The organism is Streptomyces sp. Ru71, from assembly GCF_002920535.1.
Classification (GTDB): domain Bacteria; phylum Actinomycetota; class Actinomycetes; order Streptomycetales; family Streptomycetaceae; genus Streptomyces.
This window is the reverse complement of the sequence record NZ_PQSS01000010.1, coordinates 15,321-31,169: the sequence shown is the minus strand read 5'-3', so window position 1 is coordinate 31,169 and position 15,849 is coordinate 15,321. Positions and strand designations below refer to the sequence as shown.

At 70.4% G+C, this 15,849-nt stretch carries 13 protein-coding genes; 4 read left to right on the top strand and 9 right to left on the bottom strand.

Annotated features, from left to right (window positions below):
* Nucleotides 1–232 precede the first annotated feature (232 nt).
* Nucleotides 233–2,758 (top strand): ATP-dependent Clp protease ATP-binding subunit, encoded by a 2,526-nt coding sequence (locus C3489_RS08755; protein WP_103781184.1) that lies wholly within the window; start codon nt 233–235, stop codon nt 2,756–2,758.
* Between the two features lie 86 nt (nt 2,759–2,844).
* Here C3489_RS08755 and C3489_RS08750 read toward each other — a convergent pair whose 3' ends face one another.
* A complete protein-coding gene (locus tag C3489_RS08750) occupies nt 2,845–3,477 on the bottom strand; it encodes an HAD family acid phosphatase (protein ID WP_103781183.1) in 633 nt (210 codons plus the stop codon).
* 437 nt (nt 3,478–3,914) lie between these two features.
* Between C3489_RS08750 and C3489_RS08745 the strand changes: the two genes are divergently transcribed.
* Nucleotides 3,915–4,649 (top strand): M23 family metallopeptidase, encoded by a 735-nt coding sequence (locus C3489_RS08745; RefSeq protein ID WP_103781182.1) that lies wholly within the window; start codon nt 3,915–3,917, stop codon nt 4,647–4,649.
* 26 nt (nt 4,650–4,675) lie between these two features.
* On the opposite strand, the gene C3489_RS08740 is transcribed toward C3489_RS08745, so the two are convergent.
* Nucleotides 4,676–5,263, bottom strand: coding sequence for a TetR/AcrR family transcriptional regulator (locus C3489_RS08740; RefSeq protein WP_103781181.1), 588 nt, complete (start codon nt 5,261–5,263; stop codon nt 4,676–4,678).
* A gap of 149 nt (nt 5,264–5,412) precedes the next feature.
* Here C3489_RS08740 and C3489_RS08735 point away from each other — a divergent pair, with 149 nt between their 5' ends.
* Entirely contained in the window at nt 5,413–6,972 is a 1,560-nt protein-coding gene (locus C3489_RS08735; RefSeq protein ID WP_103781180.1) for an MDR family MFS transporter, read from the top strand.
* Between the two features lie 204 nt (nt 6,973–7,176).
* Here the strand turns inward: C3489_RS08735 and cseC are convergent, their stop codons facing one another.
* The 5 genes from cseC to C3489_RS08710 form a co-directional block, all read right to left on the bottom strand.
* Nucleotides 7,177–8,529 (bottom strand): two-component system sensor histidine kinase CseC, encoded by a 1,353-nt coding sequence (gene cseC, locus C3489_RS08730; protein WP_103781179.1) that lies wholly within the window; start codon nt 8,527–8,529, stop codon nt 7,177–7,179.
* Nucleotides 8,530–8,541: 12 nt separating this feature from the next.
* Entirely contained in the window at nt 8,542–9,246 is a 705-nt protein-coding gene (gene cseB / locus C3489_RS08725; RefSeq protein ID WP_103781178.1) for a two-component system response regulator CseB, read from the bottom strand.
* Between the two features lie 131 nt (nt 9,247–9,377).
* Nucleotides 9,378–10,049, bottom strand: a complete 672-nt coding sequence (locus C3489_RS08720) for a hypothetical protein (RefSeq protein WP_103781177.1) — start codon at nt 10,047–10,049, stop codon at nt 9,378–9,380.
* Entirely contained in the window at nt 10,037–10,576 is a 540-nt protein-coding gene (locus tag C3489_RS08715; RefSeq protein ID WP_103781176.1) for a SigE family RNA polymerase sigma factor, read from the bottom strand. The genes C3489_RS08720 and C3489_RS08715 overlap by 13 nt, the downstream gene beginning before the upstream one ends.
* Before the next feature lie 305 nt (nt 10,577–10,881).
* Complete coding sequence (locus C3489_RS08710) at nt 10,882–11,811, bottom strand: A/G-specific adenine glycosylase (RefSeq protein WP_103781175.1); 930 nt, start codon at nt 11,809–11,811, stop codon at nt 10,882–10,884.
* Between the two features lie 426 nt (nt 11,812–12,237).
* On the opposite strand from C3489_RS08710, the gene C3489_RS08705 reads away from it, so the two are divergent.
* Complete coding sequence (locus C3489_RS08705; RefSeq protein WP_181139582.1) at nt 12,238–13,062, top strand: hypothetical protein; 825 nt, start codon at nt 12,238–12,240, stop codon at nt 13,060–13,062.
* Between the two features lie 97 nt (nt 13,063–13,159).
* On the opposite strand, the gene disA is transcribed toward C3489_RS08705, so the two are convergent.
* Both disA and radA read right to left on the bottom strand, forming a co-directional pair.
* Nucleotides 13,160–14,284 carry a DNA integrity scanning diadenylate cyclase DisA gene (gene disA, locus C3489_RS08700; protein ID WP_103781173.1) on the bottom strand — a complete coding sequence of 375 codons (1,125 nt, stop codon included), beginning with the start codon at nt 14,282–14,284 and terminating at the stop codon, nt 13,160–13,162.
* An 81-nt stretch (nt 14,285–14,365) separates the two neighbouring features.
* A complete protein-coding gene (gene radA, locus C3489_RS08695) occupies nt 14,366–15,775 on the bottom strand; it encodes a DNA repair protein RadA (protein ID WP_103781172.1) in 1,410 nt (469 codons plus the stop codon).
* Nucleotides 15,776–15,849: the final 74 nt, after the last annotated feature.

The window sequence follows — 15,849 nt, the reverse complement described above, 5'->3', positions numbered from 1 at the left end:
TCGGGACGTTCCCCGTTCGCCATCGGCGTACTGGCGACTGGGGTAACTGCCTGGCCTGCGGGAACATCGTCTCGCACCATCGGGTTGGAGCAGATGTCGGCGTTCGGGGTCAGGAGGCCATCGACGGTGTCGGCAGTTGGAATGAGCGGTCCCCGCTTGCGGGACTAAGCTGCGGAAGGACAGGGAGGGGAAGTTCCCCCCACTGCCTGACCGCTCTGAGGAGCGATTAACGATGTTCGAGAGGTTCACCGACCGCGCGCGGCGGGTTGTCGTCCTGGCTCAGGAAGAAGCCCGGATGCTCAACCACAACTACATCGGCACCGAGCACATCCTCCTGGGCCTGATCCACGAGGGTGAGGGTGTCGCCGCCAAGGCCCTTGAGAGCCTCGGGATTTCGCTCGAGGCGGTCCGCCAGCAGGTGGAGGAGATCATCGGCCAGGGCCAGCAGGCGCCGTCCGGCCACATCCCCTTCACCCCCCGTGCCAAGAAGGTGCTGGAGCTCTCCCTGCGCGAGGCGCTTCAGCTGGGCCACAACTACATCGGCACGGAGCACATCCTGCTCGGCCTGATCCGTGAGGGCGAGGGCGTCGCCGCCCAGGTCCTGGTCAAGCTGGGCGCAGATCTGAACCGGGTGCGGCAGCAGGTGATCCAGCTGCTCTCCGGCTACCAGGGCAAGGAGACCGCCGCCGCCGGTGGCCCTGCCGAGGGCACCCCCTCGACGTCCCTGGTCCTCGACCAGTTCGGCCGGAACCTCACCCAGGCCGCTCGTGAGTCCAAGCTCGACCCGGTCATCGGGCGCGAGAAGGAGATCGAGCGGGTCATGCAGGTGCTGTCCCGCCGTACCAAGAACAACCCGGTCCTGATCGGTGAGCCCGGCGTCGGCAAGACCGCCGTCGTCGAGGGCCTCGCCCAGGCCATCGTCAAGGGCGAGGTGCCCGAGACCCTCAAGGACAAGCACCTCTACACCCTGGACCTCGGCGCGCTGGTCGCCGGCTCCCGCTACCGCGGTGACTTCGAGGAGCGCCTGAAGAAGGTGCTCAAGGAGATCCGCACCCGCGGCGACATCATCCTGTTCATCGACGAGCTGCACACGCTGGTCGGTGCGGGTGCCGCCGAGGGCGCCATCGACGCGGCTTCCATCCTGAAGCCGATGCTGGCCCGCGGTGAGCTGCAGACCATCGGTGCGACGACGCTGGACGAGTACCGCAAGCACCTGGAGAAGGACGCGGCCCTGGAGCGCCGCTTCCAGCCCATCCAGGTCGCCGAGCCGTCCCTGCCGCACACGATCGAGATCCTCAAGGGCCTGCGCGACCGGTACGAGGCGCACCACCGCGTCTCCATCACGGACGAGGCACTGGTCCAGGCCGCCACCCTGGCCGACCGGTACATCTCCGACCGCTTCCTGCCGGACAAGGCGATCGACCTGATCGACGAGGCCGGCTCGCGGATGCGCATCCGCCGGATGACCGCTCCGCCGGACCTGCGCGAGTTCGACGAGAAGATCGCCGGCGTGCGCCGCGACAAGGAGTCCGCGATCGACTCCCAGGACTTCGAGAAGGCGGCCTCTCTCCGCGACAAGGAGAAGCAGCTGCTGGCGGCGAAGGCCAAGCGGGAGAAGGAGTGGAAGGCCGGCGACATGGACGTCGTCGCCGAGGTCGACGGCGAGCTGATCGCCGAGGTCCTCGCCACGGCCACCGGCATCCCGGTCTTCAAGCTGACCGAGGAGGAGTCCAGCCGCCTGCTCCGCATGGAGGAGGAGCTGCACAAGCGGGTCATCGGCCAGGACGACGCCGTCAAGGCGCTGTCGAAGGCGATCCGCCGTACCCGTGCCGGTCTGAAGGACCCGAAGCGCCCGGGTGGCTCGTTCATCTTCGCCGGCCCGTCCGGTGTCGGTAAGACCGAGCTGTCCAAGGCCCTCGCCGAGTTCCTCTTCGGTGACGAGGACGCGCTGATCTCCCTCGACATGTCGGAGTTCAGCGAGAAGCACACGGTGTCGCGTCTCTTCGGTTCGCCCCCCGGCTACGTGGGCTACGAGGAGGGCGGCCAGCTGACGGAGAAGGTGCGCCGCAAGCCGTTCTCGGTCGTCCTCTTCGACGAGGTCGAGAAGGCCCACCCGGACATCTTCAACTCGCTGCTGCAGATCCTGGAGGACGGTCGCCTGACCGACTCCCAGGGCCGGGTCGTGGACTTCAAGAACACGGTCATCATCATGACGACCAACCTCGGCACCCGGGACATCTCCAAGGGCTTCAACCTCGGCTTCGCCGCCGCGGGTGACACGAAGACCAACTACGAGCGCATGAAGAACAAGGTGTCGGACGAGCTCAAGCAGCACTTCCGCCCCGAGTTCCTCAACCGCGTCGACGACGTGGTGGTCTTCCCGCAGCTGACCCAGGACGACATCCTGCGGATCGTCGACCTGATGATCGGCAAGGTGGACGAGCGCCTGAAGGACCGGGACATGGGCATCGAGCTCTCCCAGTCCGCCAAGGAGCTGCTGTCCAAGAAGGGCTACGACCCGGTGATGGGCGCGCGGCCGCTGCGCCGCACGATCCAGCGCGAGATCGAGGACACCCTGTCGGAGAAGATCCTCTTCGGCGAGGTGCGCCCCGGTCAGATCGTGGTCGTGGACACCGAGGGCGAGGGTGAGGAGAAGACCTTCACCTTCCGCGGCGAGGACAAGTCGGCGCTGCCCGACGTCCCGCCGATCGAGCAGGCGGCCGGCGGCGCCGGACCGAACCTGAGCAAGGACGCGTAAGCGTCAGGGGCCACTGAAGGGGGCCGGTGCTTTCGAGCACCGGCCCCCTTCGGCATGTCCGTACGGCTCCGGCCGCCGCGCTGGTCTCAGGACAGCTGTCCGTCGTAGTCCGGGAGCTTGAACGTCTTCTCGGCGTGGCCGCCGGAGAGGTCGGTGGCGCTGTTGCCGATGTTGGCGATGATCGAGTAGCCCTGGCTCTCGATCTGGGCGCGCTCGGCGGTCTTGTAGGCGGCGACGTCCTTGAAGAGGTCGAACAGGCCTCGGACGCGCAGTCCGGAGACCTCGTAGCCGTCGTACTCCAGGTTGAACTCGGTGGGCGCGTAGAGGATGCCGGGGCGGGCGGTGACGAAGAACAGCGCCACGCCGTGCTCCTGGGCGTACCGGGCGACATCGAGGACCGGCCTGTTGGCGGGCTGCGGGTAGTGGAAGCCGAAGTCGGTCTCCAGCGTCGTGTTGTCGATGTCGAAGACGATCGCCTGCCGCTCGCCCGGCCGGGCGTCGGCGATCCGCTGCCGGAGATGGGGCAGCGCCTGGTCCATCACGGCCTGGCAGTCGCGCTGCCAGGTGGCGTAGTCGACGGGTCCGGCCGCCGCGGCGGTGGCCGGCGTCGCCTGGGGCGCGGATTCGGTGGCGTCCGCGGGAGCGGCCAGGGCCGTCAGCGCGGCCGCCGAGACAGCGGCTGTGGAGGCTCCGCGCAGCCAGGCGCGTCTGATCGTCATGTGGGGGTTCCTCTCCCGTCCGTGCGCACGAGGGTGTCGTGTGCATGCTCTTTGGTGAGGGTGGCGCGGGAGGAACCGTAGGGTTACCGGCGGGTAAGTGACTAGAGGTCTGCGCCACATTTCGAGGGGTGCCGACGGGCCGCTCCGGTGACGTGCCGCACGCGACCTGCGTCACGTACGAGCCGGAATAGTGGCCCCGCGAGATCCAGAATCGGACTTTCGGTACGGAATTCGCCCTGTTCGGACCCGGGTGGCGGGTGTTTTGCCCGAAATCGGAGTTCTGCCGGAAGTCGAAGGTTTTGCGTTGGACTACTAGAGGTCGTCGTAGATCACACATTTGAGCTGATGTGCGCCGGGGGGTTACCAAGGATGAGCCCATCCGGCGGATGCCTGTGCGTCGGGTGGCCTTTCTCTGTCCCCGGATCCACGAGGTTCACATGTCCCAGCGCGTCACGTCCCGTTCGTCCCGTACGTCCACCCTCCGCACCCGTGCCGCCGTGCTGGCCGCCGGTCTGGGGGTCTCGGTCGCACTGGGAGCCGGGGTCGCGGCCGCCGCCGACGCCACGTCCGCCTCCACCTCCGTCACCGCGAGCGCGGTCGAGGCGCAGGCCGCCGCTCAGGCCAAGGCCGCGAAGGCCGCCGAGGTCGCCGCGGCCGCCAAGGCCAAGGCCGCCGCCGCCCAGAAGGCCGCCGCCGCGCAGGCCGCCGCGAAGAAGGCCGCGGCCCAGAAGGCCGCCGCGAAGAAGAAGGCCACGTCCTGGGTCCACCCGGTGGCCCACTACTCCCTCTCCGCCAGCTTCAACCAGGCCGGCGGCATGTGGTCGCACCGCCACTCCGGCCAGGACTTCGCCGTGCCGAGCGGCACCAACGTCGTCGCCGCCCACGGTGGCACCGTCGTCAAGGCCGGCCCGAACGGCGCCGGTGACGGCCCCGCCTACGGCAACGCCATCGTCATCCGGCACGGCAACGGCACGTACTCCCAGTACGCCCACCTGTCCCGCATCGACGTGAAGGTCGGCCAGGTCGTCGCCACCGGTCAGCACATCGCCAAGTCCGGCAACACCGGTAACTCCAGCGGCCCGCACCTGCACTTCGAGATCCGCAAGACCCCGAACTACGGCTCGGCCATCGACCCGGTCGCCTTCCTGAAGGCCAAGGGTCTGTCCGTCTGACCCGTCTCCGCCCCCGGGGCGGACGCTCAGGCGCCCTTGTGCGCCTGAGCCACCAGATCGAACGCGACCTCCAGGGTGGCCTTGCGCTTCTCCTCGGGGTCGCCTTCGACGTCCTGCAGGACGAACATCCCCGCGTGCAGCGTGAACAGCGCGCTGACGCAGCGCACCTTGTCCACCAGGTCGGCGTCCGGATCGACGAGGATGTCCCGCAGGCTGAGCGTGCGCTCCTTGAAGGTCTCGCCGATGCGCAGCTCACGCACCGTGGCCTGGTTCTCCTGCATGAAGCGGAAGAGCGGAGCGGCACCGGCGAGGGCCTCGCTGTAGCGGCGGACGATCTCCTGCTTGGTCTGGAGGGTGTGCGGCTGCTGCCGGCCCCACTCGATCAGGGCCTCGATCGGCCGTGAGAGATCCTCGAAGATGCTGACGAGGATCTCTTCCTTGGTCTTGAAGTGGTAGTACAGCGCCGCCTTGGTGACCTCCAGGCGCTCGGCGATCTCCCGCAGGGAGGTCTTCTCGTAGCCCTGCTCGGCGAAGAGTTCGAGCGCGACGTCCTGGATGCGCTGGCGGGTGTTCCCCCGGCGCTGCTGCTTGGTGCCTTCCATGGTGACGTCCATCCTCGTCCTCCTAGCGCTTCCCCGGAAACTTACCTGCCGCCCGGCTGGTAAAACTTACTTGACGACCGGCTAGTTACGGGGCTACCTTTCCCAGTGTAGTCAACTAGCCGGTCGGCAAGTAAGTACCAGTCGCTGGGGGAGTGGGGACGATGGCCGTCACAGAAGCAGCCGCCACAGGAGCGGTGGAGACGGAGTCGGGCAAACGGCCGAGAAGTGTCCGGGTCGTCGTGCTCGCACTCATGATCACGATGATGCTCGCGATGCTGGACAACATGATCGTCGGCACCGCGATGCCGACCATCGTGGGCGAGCTCGGCGGGCTGGAGCACCTGTCCTGGGTCGTCACGGCGTACACCCTCGCCACCGCGGCCGCCACCCCGATCTGGGGCAAGCTCGGCGACATGTACGGCCGCAAGGGCTCGTTCATGACGTCGATCATCCTCTTCCTGATCGGTTCGGCGCTCAGCGGCATGGCGCAGAACATGGGCCAGCTGATCGGCTTCCGCGCCGTGCAGGGTCTCGGCGCCGGCGGTCTGATGGTCGGCGTCATGGCGATCATCGGTGACCTGGTTCCGCCGCGCGAGCGTGGCAAGTACCAGGGCATGATGGCCGGCATCATGGCGCTGGCGATGATCGGCGGCCCGCTGGTCGGCGGCACCATCACCGACCACTGGGGCTGGCGCTGGGCCTTCTACATCAACCTGCCGCTCGGCGTCGTCGCGCTCGGCCTGATCAGCGCGGTGCTGCACCTGCCGAAGAAGCGGTCCAAGGCCCGTATCGACTACCTGGGCGCGGCGCTGCTGACCGTCGGCATCACCGCGATCGTGCTCGTCACCACGTGGGGCGGCACGGAGTACGCGTGGACGTCGGCGCGGATCATGGAGCTCATCGGCATCGGTGTCGTCGCCCTGGTCGGGTTCGTGTTCTGGCAGACCAAGGCCGCCGAGCCGGTCGTGCCGCTGCACATCTTCCGCAGCCGCAACTTCACCCTGATGTCCGTCATCGGCTTCATCACCGGCTTCGCGATGTTCGGCGCCACGCTGTTCCTGCCGCTGTACCAGCAGGCCGTGCAGGGCGCGTCCGCGACCAACTCCGGGCTGCTGCTCCTGCCGATGCTCGGCGCGATGCTCGTCACCTCGATGGTGGCGGGACGGGTCACCACCAGCAGCGGGCGGTACAAGGCCTTCCCGATCGTCGGCGGTGTGCTGATGATTGCCGGGCTGTGGCTGCTGTCGCTGATGGACACGGGGACCTCGCGGTTCACCTCCGGGGTCTACATGGCGGTGCTCGGTCTCGGCATGGGCTGCCTGATGCAGATCACCATGCTGGTCGCGCAGAACAGCGTCGAGATGAAGGACATGGGTGTCGCGTCCTCCTCGACCACGCTGTTCCGTACGCTCGGGTCCTCCTTCGGTGTCGCCATCATGGGTGCGCTGTTCAACCACCGGGTGGCGGATGTGATGTCCGAGAAGGCCGGGGCGCTGGGGTCGCAGATCACGGAGAAGTCCGCGCAGCTGGATGCGGCGAGCCTGGCCAAGCTGCCGGTTCAGGCGCGGGAGGCGTACCAGTACGCGGTGTCCTCCGGTACGCATGCGGCGTTCCTGCTCGGGGCGGTGGTTGCGGTGATCGTGCTGGTGTCGGCGGTGTTCGTGAAGGAAGTGCCGCTGCGGGGGGCGGGGGCGCCGGGGCCGGAGGTTGATGCGTTGTAGTCAGCGGTGGGTGGACTGCCGGCCGTTGGTCTGTGTGATGGGGCGCCTTCCCTTTGGGGGGCGCCCTGTTCGTTTGTCTGCGGGTGCCTGCGGCGCTGGGTCGGTTGTTCGTCTGCGGGTGCGTTGTGGTTGCCCGCGCAGTTCCCCGCGCCCCTGAAATGCCTGCGGCACCCCGTCGCGCCGGGTTGCGTGACCCACCCCCGGTTACGCGCCAGGTGGGAGCAGGGGGTAGCTGCCTGTGTTTGTTGGGGCGTGTTCTGGGAGCCAGAGGACTGCTACCGCGCCCTCGGCGGGTATGTGGGGTGGGGCGCCTGCCGGGCGGATGTTGCGGAACGTGAGGCGGGCGCCCAGGACTCGGGCCTGGCCTGCGGCGATGGTCAGGCCCAGGCCGTGGCCGTGGCCGGCGCGGTCGGTGCTGCCGGTGCGGAAACGGCTCGGGCCCTCGGCGAGGATGTCCTCGGGGAAGCCGGGGCCGTGGTCGCGGACCCGGATCACCCGGCCCTCGACGGTGACCTCGACCGGCGGCTTGCCGTGGCGGGCGGCGTTGGCCAGAAGGTTGAACAGCACGCGTTCCAGGCGGCGCGGGTCGGTGGTGACCTCGGATTCATGGACGACCCGTACGTCGATCTGCGGGTTCTTGGCCGCAACCCGGCGCGCGACGAACTCGCCCAGCAGGATGTCCTGCAGCTCGGCCCGCTCCGAGGCACCGTCCAGGCGGGCCACCTCCAGGACGTCCTCGACCAGGGTGCGCATCGCCTTCGCCCGGTCCAGGACCAGCTCGGTCGGGCGGCCGGGCGGCAGCAGTTCGGCCGCGGTGAGCAGCCCCGTCACCGGGGTGCGCAGCTCGTGCGCGATGTCGGCGGTGACCCGGCGTTCGGCCTCCAGTCGCTGCTGGAGCGCGTCCGCCATGGCGTCCACGGCGCTGGCCAGGTCGTCGGTCTCGTCCCGCACGATCCCGCCGATGGCGTCCCGCACCCGTACGTCCCTCTCCCCGCGGGCGACCTGGTTGGCCGCTGCCGCCGCCTTGCGCAGCCGGCGCGAGAGCTGGCCGCCGATCAGCACGCCCAGCGCGCTGCCGCCCAGGACCACCGCGATGGAACCGATGACCAGAGCCTGGTCGAGATCGCGCAGGATGTCCGTGGAGCGGTCGGTGAAGTGGGTGTGCAGCGAGAGCACGTTCCCGTCCTTCGCCGGGGTCGCGGCCCAGATGTCCGGCGGGTGGCCCCTGTGGTCGGAGACGTACGTCGCCACCCGGTTGGCCAGGACCCGCTCCCGCAGCGGTGCGGGCAGGGCCGGGTCGTTGACCGCGACGCCCGGGAAGTTCGTCCGGTGGGTCAGGTCGTAGTTGCGCTGGGCGATCTTGATCCGCTCCACCGCCAGATCGCGGGCGTTGTCCAGCATCGACACCCGCGCCGCGTTGTGCACGACCAGGCTGAGCACGATCGCCACCAGCGCGCCGACCAGCGCGATGGCGGCGCTGAGCTTCCACCTCAGCCCCGTCCGGATACCCACGCGCTCCAGGTGGTCCGGAAGCAGTCGTCGCACGATCCCCCGCATGCCGCGCCCCGCTCAGGCCTTCAACTTGTAGCCGAAGCCGCGGACCGTCTCGATGCGGTCCTGGCCGATCTTGGTGCGCAGCCGCTGCACATGGACGTCGACGACCCGGGTGTCCCCGCCCCAGCCGTAGTCCCACACGCGCTCCAGGAGCTTGTCCCGCGACAGGACCGTGCCCGGCGCGGTGGAGAACTCCAGCAGCAGGCGCATCTCGGTGGGCGTCAGCGCCACCGGCCGGCCTGCCCGGCGCACCTCCATCCCGTCGGTGTCGATCTCCAGGTCGCCGAAGGTCAGCACGCCGCCGTTGCCCGACGAGGACGTGTCCTCCGCCTGCCGGTCGCCGCCCGCGTGGCCGAAGCGGCGCAGCACCGCGCGGATGCGGGCGACCAGGACGGCCCCGTCGAACGGCTTGGTCACGTAGTCGTCGGCGCCCGCCTCCAGGCCCAGGACCACGTCGATGGCGTCGGCCCGCGCGGACAGCATGATCACCGGCACGGTGGACTCGTCGCGGATGCGCCGGCACAGGCTGACGCCGTCCAGGCCCGGGACCATGACGTCCAGCAGGGCGATGTCGGGGCGGTTCGTCCGGAACGCCTCCAGGCCCGACAGTCCGTCGGGCATGGCGGTGACCACGAAGCCGTCCCGCTCCAGGGCGAGCTGGGTGGCCTCGCGGATGACGTCGTCGTCCTCGACGAACAGGACGTGGGTCTGGTCTGCCATCCGGGTGCTCTCAGTCCTTGGTGCTTCTCGGTCGTCGGGCTCTCTGCATGGACGCGTGGAGCCCGCGGTGCGTTCACTTCTCCATCGGATGGAGGGGGCGGATCGGTTCACGCCCGCGGTGGATTCCCGTGTCAGTTCTCCGCCGGCGCCGGTGCCGGCGCCTTGGTGGGAGAGGTGTCCACCGTGGTGCCGAAGTCCGTGTGATGGAAGTCGTCCTGCACGAACCGGCCGTCCTTCCAGATGTACGTGATCACGTTCTCGCCGGACGGGTTCGACACCTGGTCGCCATTCTCGTACACCTGCTTGGTCACCATCAGCGCGCCGCGGTCTATCTCCGCGTAGACCGGGGACTCCTCGGACTGGAACACGTTCTGGTAGCGGTCGCCGTCCGCGCGATACACGTACGAGCCGACCCCCACCGCGTCCCCGCAGGTGAGCACGTTGATGACGACGTCGTCGACCGCTCCGTCGGTCAGATCGCCGTAGCTGACGTCGACGGGGTAGTCGTCCCCGGCGCACGGCTGCAGGGTCTTCTTGACCGCGTTCGAGACCAGCGGGTCGTCCTTGACGAGCTGCACCGCGTCCACCCGCTGCAGGGTGGGGGCGGGGCTGGGGGAGGGCGAGGCGGCCGCCGCGCCCGCCACCGAGTCGGCGTGGGCGGGACCCTCGTCACGGGTCCCGGTGCCGCCGGTGGCACAGGCGGAGACCAAAAGGGCGAGGGCGGCGAGCACGGCCGCTGCCGTGATCACCGCCTGAAGACTTCCCCGGGCCGGGGAGACCTCCCCTTCCGTCAGGCCGCGCACCGCTCCCGCTCCTCACGCTCCAGCGCGCGTGCGTCCAGATCGCGGGCCTCCAGCTCCTCGCGGAGCCGGGCGAGCGCCCGGTGCAGCGTGCTCTTGACCGTTCCGGCCGACATGCCGAGGGCGGCGGCCGTCTCCTCCGTGGACATCTGCTCCCAGTGTCGCAGCACGACCACGCTGCGCTGCTTCGGGGCGAGCACCTTCATGACGTCCATCAGCAGGGCGCGGTCGGCGTGCTGCTCGGTGGAGTCGTCCACGGAGGCGTCCGGGAGCTGCTCGGTGGGCACCTCCTCCAGCTTGCGGGCCCGCCACCACTCGGTGCGCGTGTTGATCATCACCCGGCGCAGGTACGCGTCCGCGAGCCGCTTGTCCGCGATGCCCTCCCAGCGGCCGTAGGTGCGGGCCAGCGCGGTCTGGAGGAGGTCCTGGGCGTCGACCGGGTCCGGCACCAGCCGACGGGCGCTGCGCAGCAGCGCGTCCTGCCGGGTGCGGACGTACTCCTCGAATTCGAGCACCTCGCCCTGCGCCATGATCAACCGCCTCCGAAAAGTCCCCGTGGTGCCGGCTGCCTGCTGCCGGTGTCCCGCTTGTGGTCTGTCCCCGTCGTGCCCCTGTCGGGCACGAGGAAGAAGCTACGGAGGCGTTGTCACGGCGTTGTGCGGAGCAGCCTGCGGCCAGCGCTCGGCTGTCCGTCGGTTGTGTAACGAAAGCCGGTCGTGGGTAGAGGGGTTGGTCGATTGGGTGCTGTATGTCCCGATTTGGCGTCTGTGGTGGACCGTAACGCGTGGACCGACGCCGTGATGTGTCTGTGCGTCAGCCCGGCACGGGCCGTGCCTCAGCTCAGCGGCAGCCGGTACAGGCCGCCCGGCAGCGGTTCCACCAGACCGTCCGCGACGAGGCCGTCCAGCGCCCTGGCGCGCTGCACCGGCTCGTGCCACACCCGGTCCAGCGCCGCCTGCGGCACCGGCGCGTGCGCCTCCCGCAGAACGGCGAGCAGCTTGCCGCGCACCTGCCGGTCGGTGCCCGCGTACGTCTGACCGCGCCGCGGCGGGCCGTCGTGCTCCGGCTTGCCCGCCAGCCGCCACGCGCACTGTGCGGCGATCGGGCAGCGGTGGCAGTCCTCGTTCTTCGCCGTGCACACCAGCGCGCCCAGCTCCATCGAGGCGGCGGCCCAGCGGGCGGCGGTGCGCTCGTCCTCCGGCAGCAGTACGCGGGCCAGCCGCCGCTCGGCGGCCGTCGTGGCGTTCGGCGGGTACTGCACGCCGGTCACCGCGCGCGCGAAGACCCGCCGCACGTTGGTGTCCAGCACCGCGTGCCGCTGCCCGTACGCGAACGAGGCCACCGCGGCCGCCGTGTACTCGCCGATGCCGGGCAGCGCGAGCAACTGGGCGTGGTCGGACGGTACGTCGCCGCCGTGCCGTTCCGTTATCGCCACCGCGGCCCCGTGCAGCCGCAGCGCGCGGCGCGGGTAGCCGAGCCGGCCCCAGGCGCGCACCGCTTCGCCGGGCGCCTCCGCGGCCAGGTCGGCGGGGCGCGGCCAGCGGGCCAGCCACTGCTCGTAGACCGGCAGGACCCGGCTGACCGGCGTCTGCTGGAGCATGAACTCGCTGACCATCACGCCCCAGGCGCCCGCTTCCGGGCGCCGCCAGGGAAGGTCGCGCGCGTGGGCGTCGAACCAGGCGATGACGGGGGTGTGCAGCTCCTCCCCGGCCGGCGCGGCCGACGGGACGGGGCTGCTGTTCGGAAGCTTCGTGGGCGCAGTCATGACGCTACCGATCCTGCCATGCGGCGGCACGCGCGCGTGCGTACCGACAGGGGGCGGGTCGGGGTGCGGCGCTTGCGCCCGCCGCCCGCGCGGACCGCCTCCCTCGCGCCCCGAGCTGCGAACTCCCCGGTCCCACCCGTCACTTCGGAGGCCGGGGCGGGGCCGGATTCCCGCCGCGCGCCGTACCCACGAAGGGGTGCCGCGCCGGCCCCGGTGATGTCGCCGCAGAGTTCCGCTGCACCGACGCTCACGGTCACGGACGGTGAGTGCGGGCGCCGTTCGGTGACCGTCCGCGATCACCGGGTGGCGTGCCCGGCGAAAGGCGGCGGTGACCGGGCATGTCTCCGGGATGATGATCCGGAAAAGTTGCGCTGCGGGCGGCGGGTGACGCAGGCGAACGCGGTGATCTCTCGTACAGTTTGCGCCGTGGGATCTCTGCGCAATCCGGTCGGGCCGCTTCCCTCCTCCATCTACTGGCGACGGAGGGCCGTACTGCTGTCTGTGATCGCGCTGTTGGCGCTCGTGATCACGTTGATCGTCACCTCCGGTGGCGGTGGCGGCAAGAAGGACACCGGCGGATCCAACGGCAAGAATCCCGCGCCCTCGATCACTCCCGGACCGTCCGGTTCCGGTCCGGCGATCAGCCAACACCCCGGCGGACGCGACGAGTCGAGCGGCGGGGACTCCAGCGGTTCCGGTTCCGGCGCCGGCACCGGCTCCGACCCGGGTGACACGAGCGGTTCCGGCGGTGCCGGCGCGGGCTCCGCCGGCGGGCTGGACGACGGCATCAACGGCAGCGCCGGCGGCGGCAGCGGCACGGGTACGACGCTGCCCGCCGGCTCCCCGCTGCCCAACTGCACTCCCAGCACGGTCTCGTTGACGCTGCGCAGCGTCCGCAACAGCTACACGCCGGAGCAGACGCCGACGTTCCAGATCGTCGCGCGCAACACCTCCGCCCACGACTGCAAGGTCGATCTCGGGCCCAGGAGCGCGGTGGTGACGATCACTCAGGCAGACGGCGCCGACGATCTGTGGTCGTCCGCGGACTGCCCCAAGGGCAGCGGAAGTCTGCTGTACCGGGTGCCCGGAGGCAGCACCATCACCTACGTGGTGACGTGGGACCGCAGGCAGAGCGCGCCGCAGTGCGCCACGCCCGAGGCGGGGACGGCCGCGCCGGGCACGTACCTGGTGCAGGCGAAGGCGCCCGGGTTCGAGAAGGCGCAGACGTCGTTCGTGCTGGCGGCGGACTGACGCCGATACGGCGGCGGGGTCCGGTGATACGACGAGGGGTGCGCGGCCGTCTCGGCCGGGCACCCCTCACGTACGTCGGCGGCACTGGCGCCGCAGGCTAGACGTACCGCTCCAGGATCGACGACTCCGCGAGGCGCGACAGGCCCTCCCGGACGCTGCGCGCGCGGGCCTCGCCGACGCCGTCGACCGTCTGGAGGTCGTCGACGCTGGCGGCGAGCAGCTTCTGCAGACCGCCGAAGTGCTCCACCAGGCGGTCGATGATCGCGCCGGGCAGCCGCGGGACCTTGGCCAGCAGCCGGAAGCCGCGCGGGGAGACCGCGGAGTCGAGGGCCTCGGGGGAGCCGGTGTAGCCCAGCGCGCGGGCCACCGTGGACAGCTCCAGCAGCTCGGCGTGGGTGAGCTTGTCCAGCTCGGCCAGCGCCTCCTCGACCGTGCGGGAACGCTTCGCGGTCGGCTCGGGGACGTAGTCCCGCACGACCAGCTCGCGCTCGGGCTCGACGCCGGCGATCAACTCGTCGAGCTGGAGAGCGAGCAGACGCCCGTCGGTGCCCAGTTCGACCACGTATTCGGCGATTTCGGTGGCGATGCGGCGCACCATCTCCAGCCGCTGGGCCACCGCGGAGACGTCCCGGACCGTCACCAGGTCCTCGATCTCCAGCGCCGACAGCGTGCCCGCGACCTCGTCCAGGCGCAGCTTGTAGCGCTCCAGGGTGGCCAGCGCCTGGTTGGCGCGGGACAGGATCGCCGCTGAGTCCTCCAGGACACGGCGCTGCCCGTCCACGTACAGGGCGATCAGCCGCATCGACTGGGAGACGGAGACGACCGGGAAGCCGACCTGCTTGGAGACCCGGTCCGCCGTGCGGTGCCGGGTACCGGTCTCCTCCGTCGGGATCGTCGCGTCGGGCACGAACTGCACGCCCGCCCGGAGGATCTTCGACAGGTCCGAGGAGAGCACGATGCCGCCGTCCAGCTTGCACAGCTCGCGCAGCCGGGTGGCGGTGAACTCCACGTCCAGCACGAAGCCGCCCGTGCACATCGCCTCGACGGTCTTGTCGGAGCCGAGCACGATCAGTCCGCCCGTGTTGCCGCGCAGCACCCGCTCAAGGCCGTCCCGCAGGGACGTGCCGGGTGCCACGGCGCTCAGCGAGGCGCGCATCAGGCCATCGGAACCGGCACTCCCACCGGACTTTCCGGGAGCCGCTGCCCGGTCGTTGGCTGCCACTGCACTCCTCCGGTCGCAGGTTCTGGGGCGCTCCCGTTTCGCGCACTCGGTTCGTACGGACGGGCGAGACCAGGGCAAAGTCTACCGGCGGTCCTCCTGCTCCCGTGGGGCCTCTCGGCGACGGGAGCGCGGCAGCACCCGCAGCGCGTCCCCTATGTCGGCGACTTCCAGGACCTTCATACCGGGCGGGATCTTCCCCGGGTCGCCCGGCACGAGCGCGTGCGTGAAGCCCAGCCGGTGCGCCTCGGACAGGCGCCGCTGCACGCCCGTGACCCGTCTGACCTCGCCCGCCAGACCCACCTCGCCGATCGCGACCAGGTTCTTCGGCAGTGGAGTGTCGCTGGCGGCGGACGCCAGGGCGAGGGCGATCGCCAGGTCCGCGGCCGGTTCCGACAGCTTCACCCCGCCCACCGTCGCGGAGTAGATGTCCCTTTTGCCCAGGGCGCTGATCCGGCCCCGCTGCTCCAGCACCGCCAGCATCATCGACACCCGGGACGTCTCCAGGCCGGACGTCGTACGGCGCGGGGAGGGGATCTGCGAGTCCACCGTGAGCGCCTGGACCTCGGCCACCAGCGGGCGGCGGCCCTCCAGGGTGACGGTCAGGCAGGTGCCCGGTACCGGTTCGTCACGACGAGTCAGGAAAAGTCCGCTCGGGTCGGCCAGGCCCATGATGCCCTCGTCGTGCAGCTCGAAGCAGCCCACCTCGTCCGTGGTGCCGTAGCGGTTCTTCACGCCGCGCACCAGGCGCAGACGCGCGTGCCGGTCGCCCTCGAAGTGCAGCACCACGTCCACCAGGTGCTCCAGCAGGCGCGGACCGGCGATCGCGCCGTCCTTGGTGACGTGGCCCACCAGCAGCGTGGACATGCCGCGCTCCTTGGAGGCGCGGATCAGGGCGCCGGCGACCTCACGGACCTGGGCCATGCCGCCGGGAGCGCCGTCGATCTCCGGGGAGGCGACCGTCTGCACCGAGTCCATGATCAGCAGGGACGGCTTGACCGCGTCCAAGTGGCCGAGCACGGCCGCGAGGTCGGTCTCGGCGGCCAGGTAGAGGTGGTCGTCGATCGCGTTGATCCGGTCGGCGCGCAGCCGGACCTGGCTCGCGGACTCCTCACCGGTGACATAGAGGGTGGGGTGCTCCGCACTGGCCGACTTCGCGGCGACGTCGAGGAGGAGGGTGGACTTGCCGACGCCGGGCTCGCCGGCGACGAGCACGACCGCGCCGGGCACCAGGCCGCCGCCGAGCACCCGGTCCAGCTCGGGCACGCCGGTGGAGCGGGCGGTGGCCTGACGGCCGTCGACCTGCCCGATGGGGAGCGCGGAGGTGGTGACACGGCCCGGCGCCGTCGTACGGACCGCGGGCACGCCGTACTCCTCGACCGTGCCCCAGGCCTGGCACTCGGGGCAGCGGCCGAGCCACTTCGCCGTCTGCCAGCCGCATTCCGTGCAGCGGTAGGAGGGACGGTCCTTGGTGGTCTTGGTACGGGCAGCCATGCGTCAAACCGTAGCGGGCGGGTCTGACAGCGGCTTGAGGCACGGGCGGAGCCACGACTGCCCGCAGCTCTCCC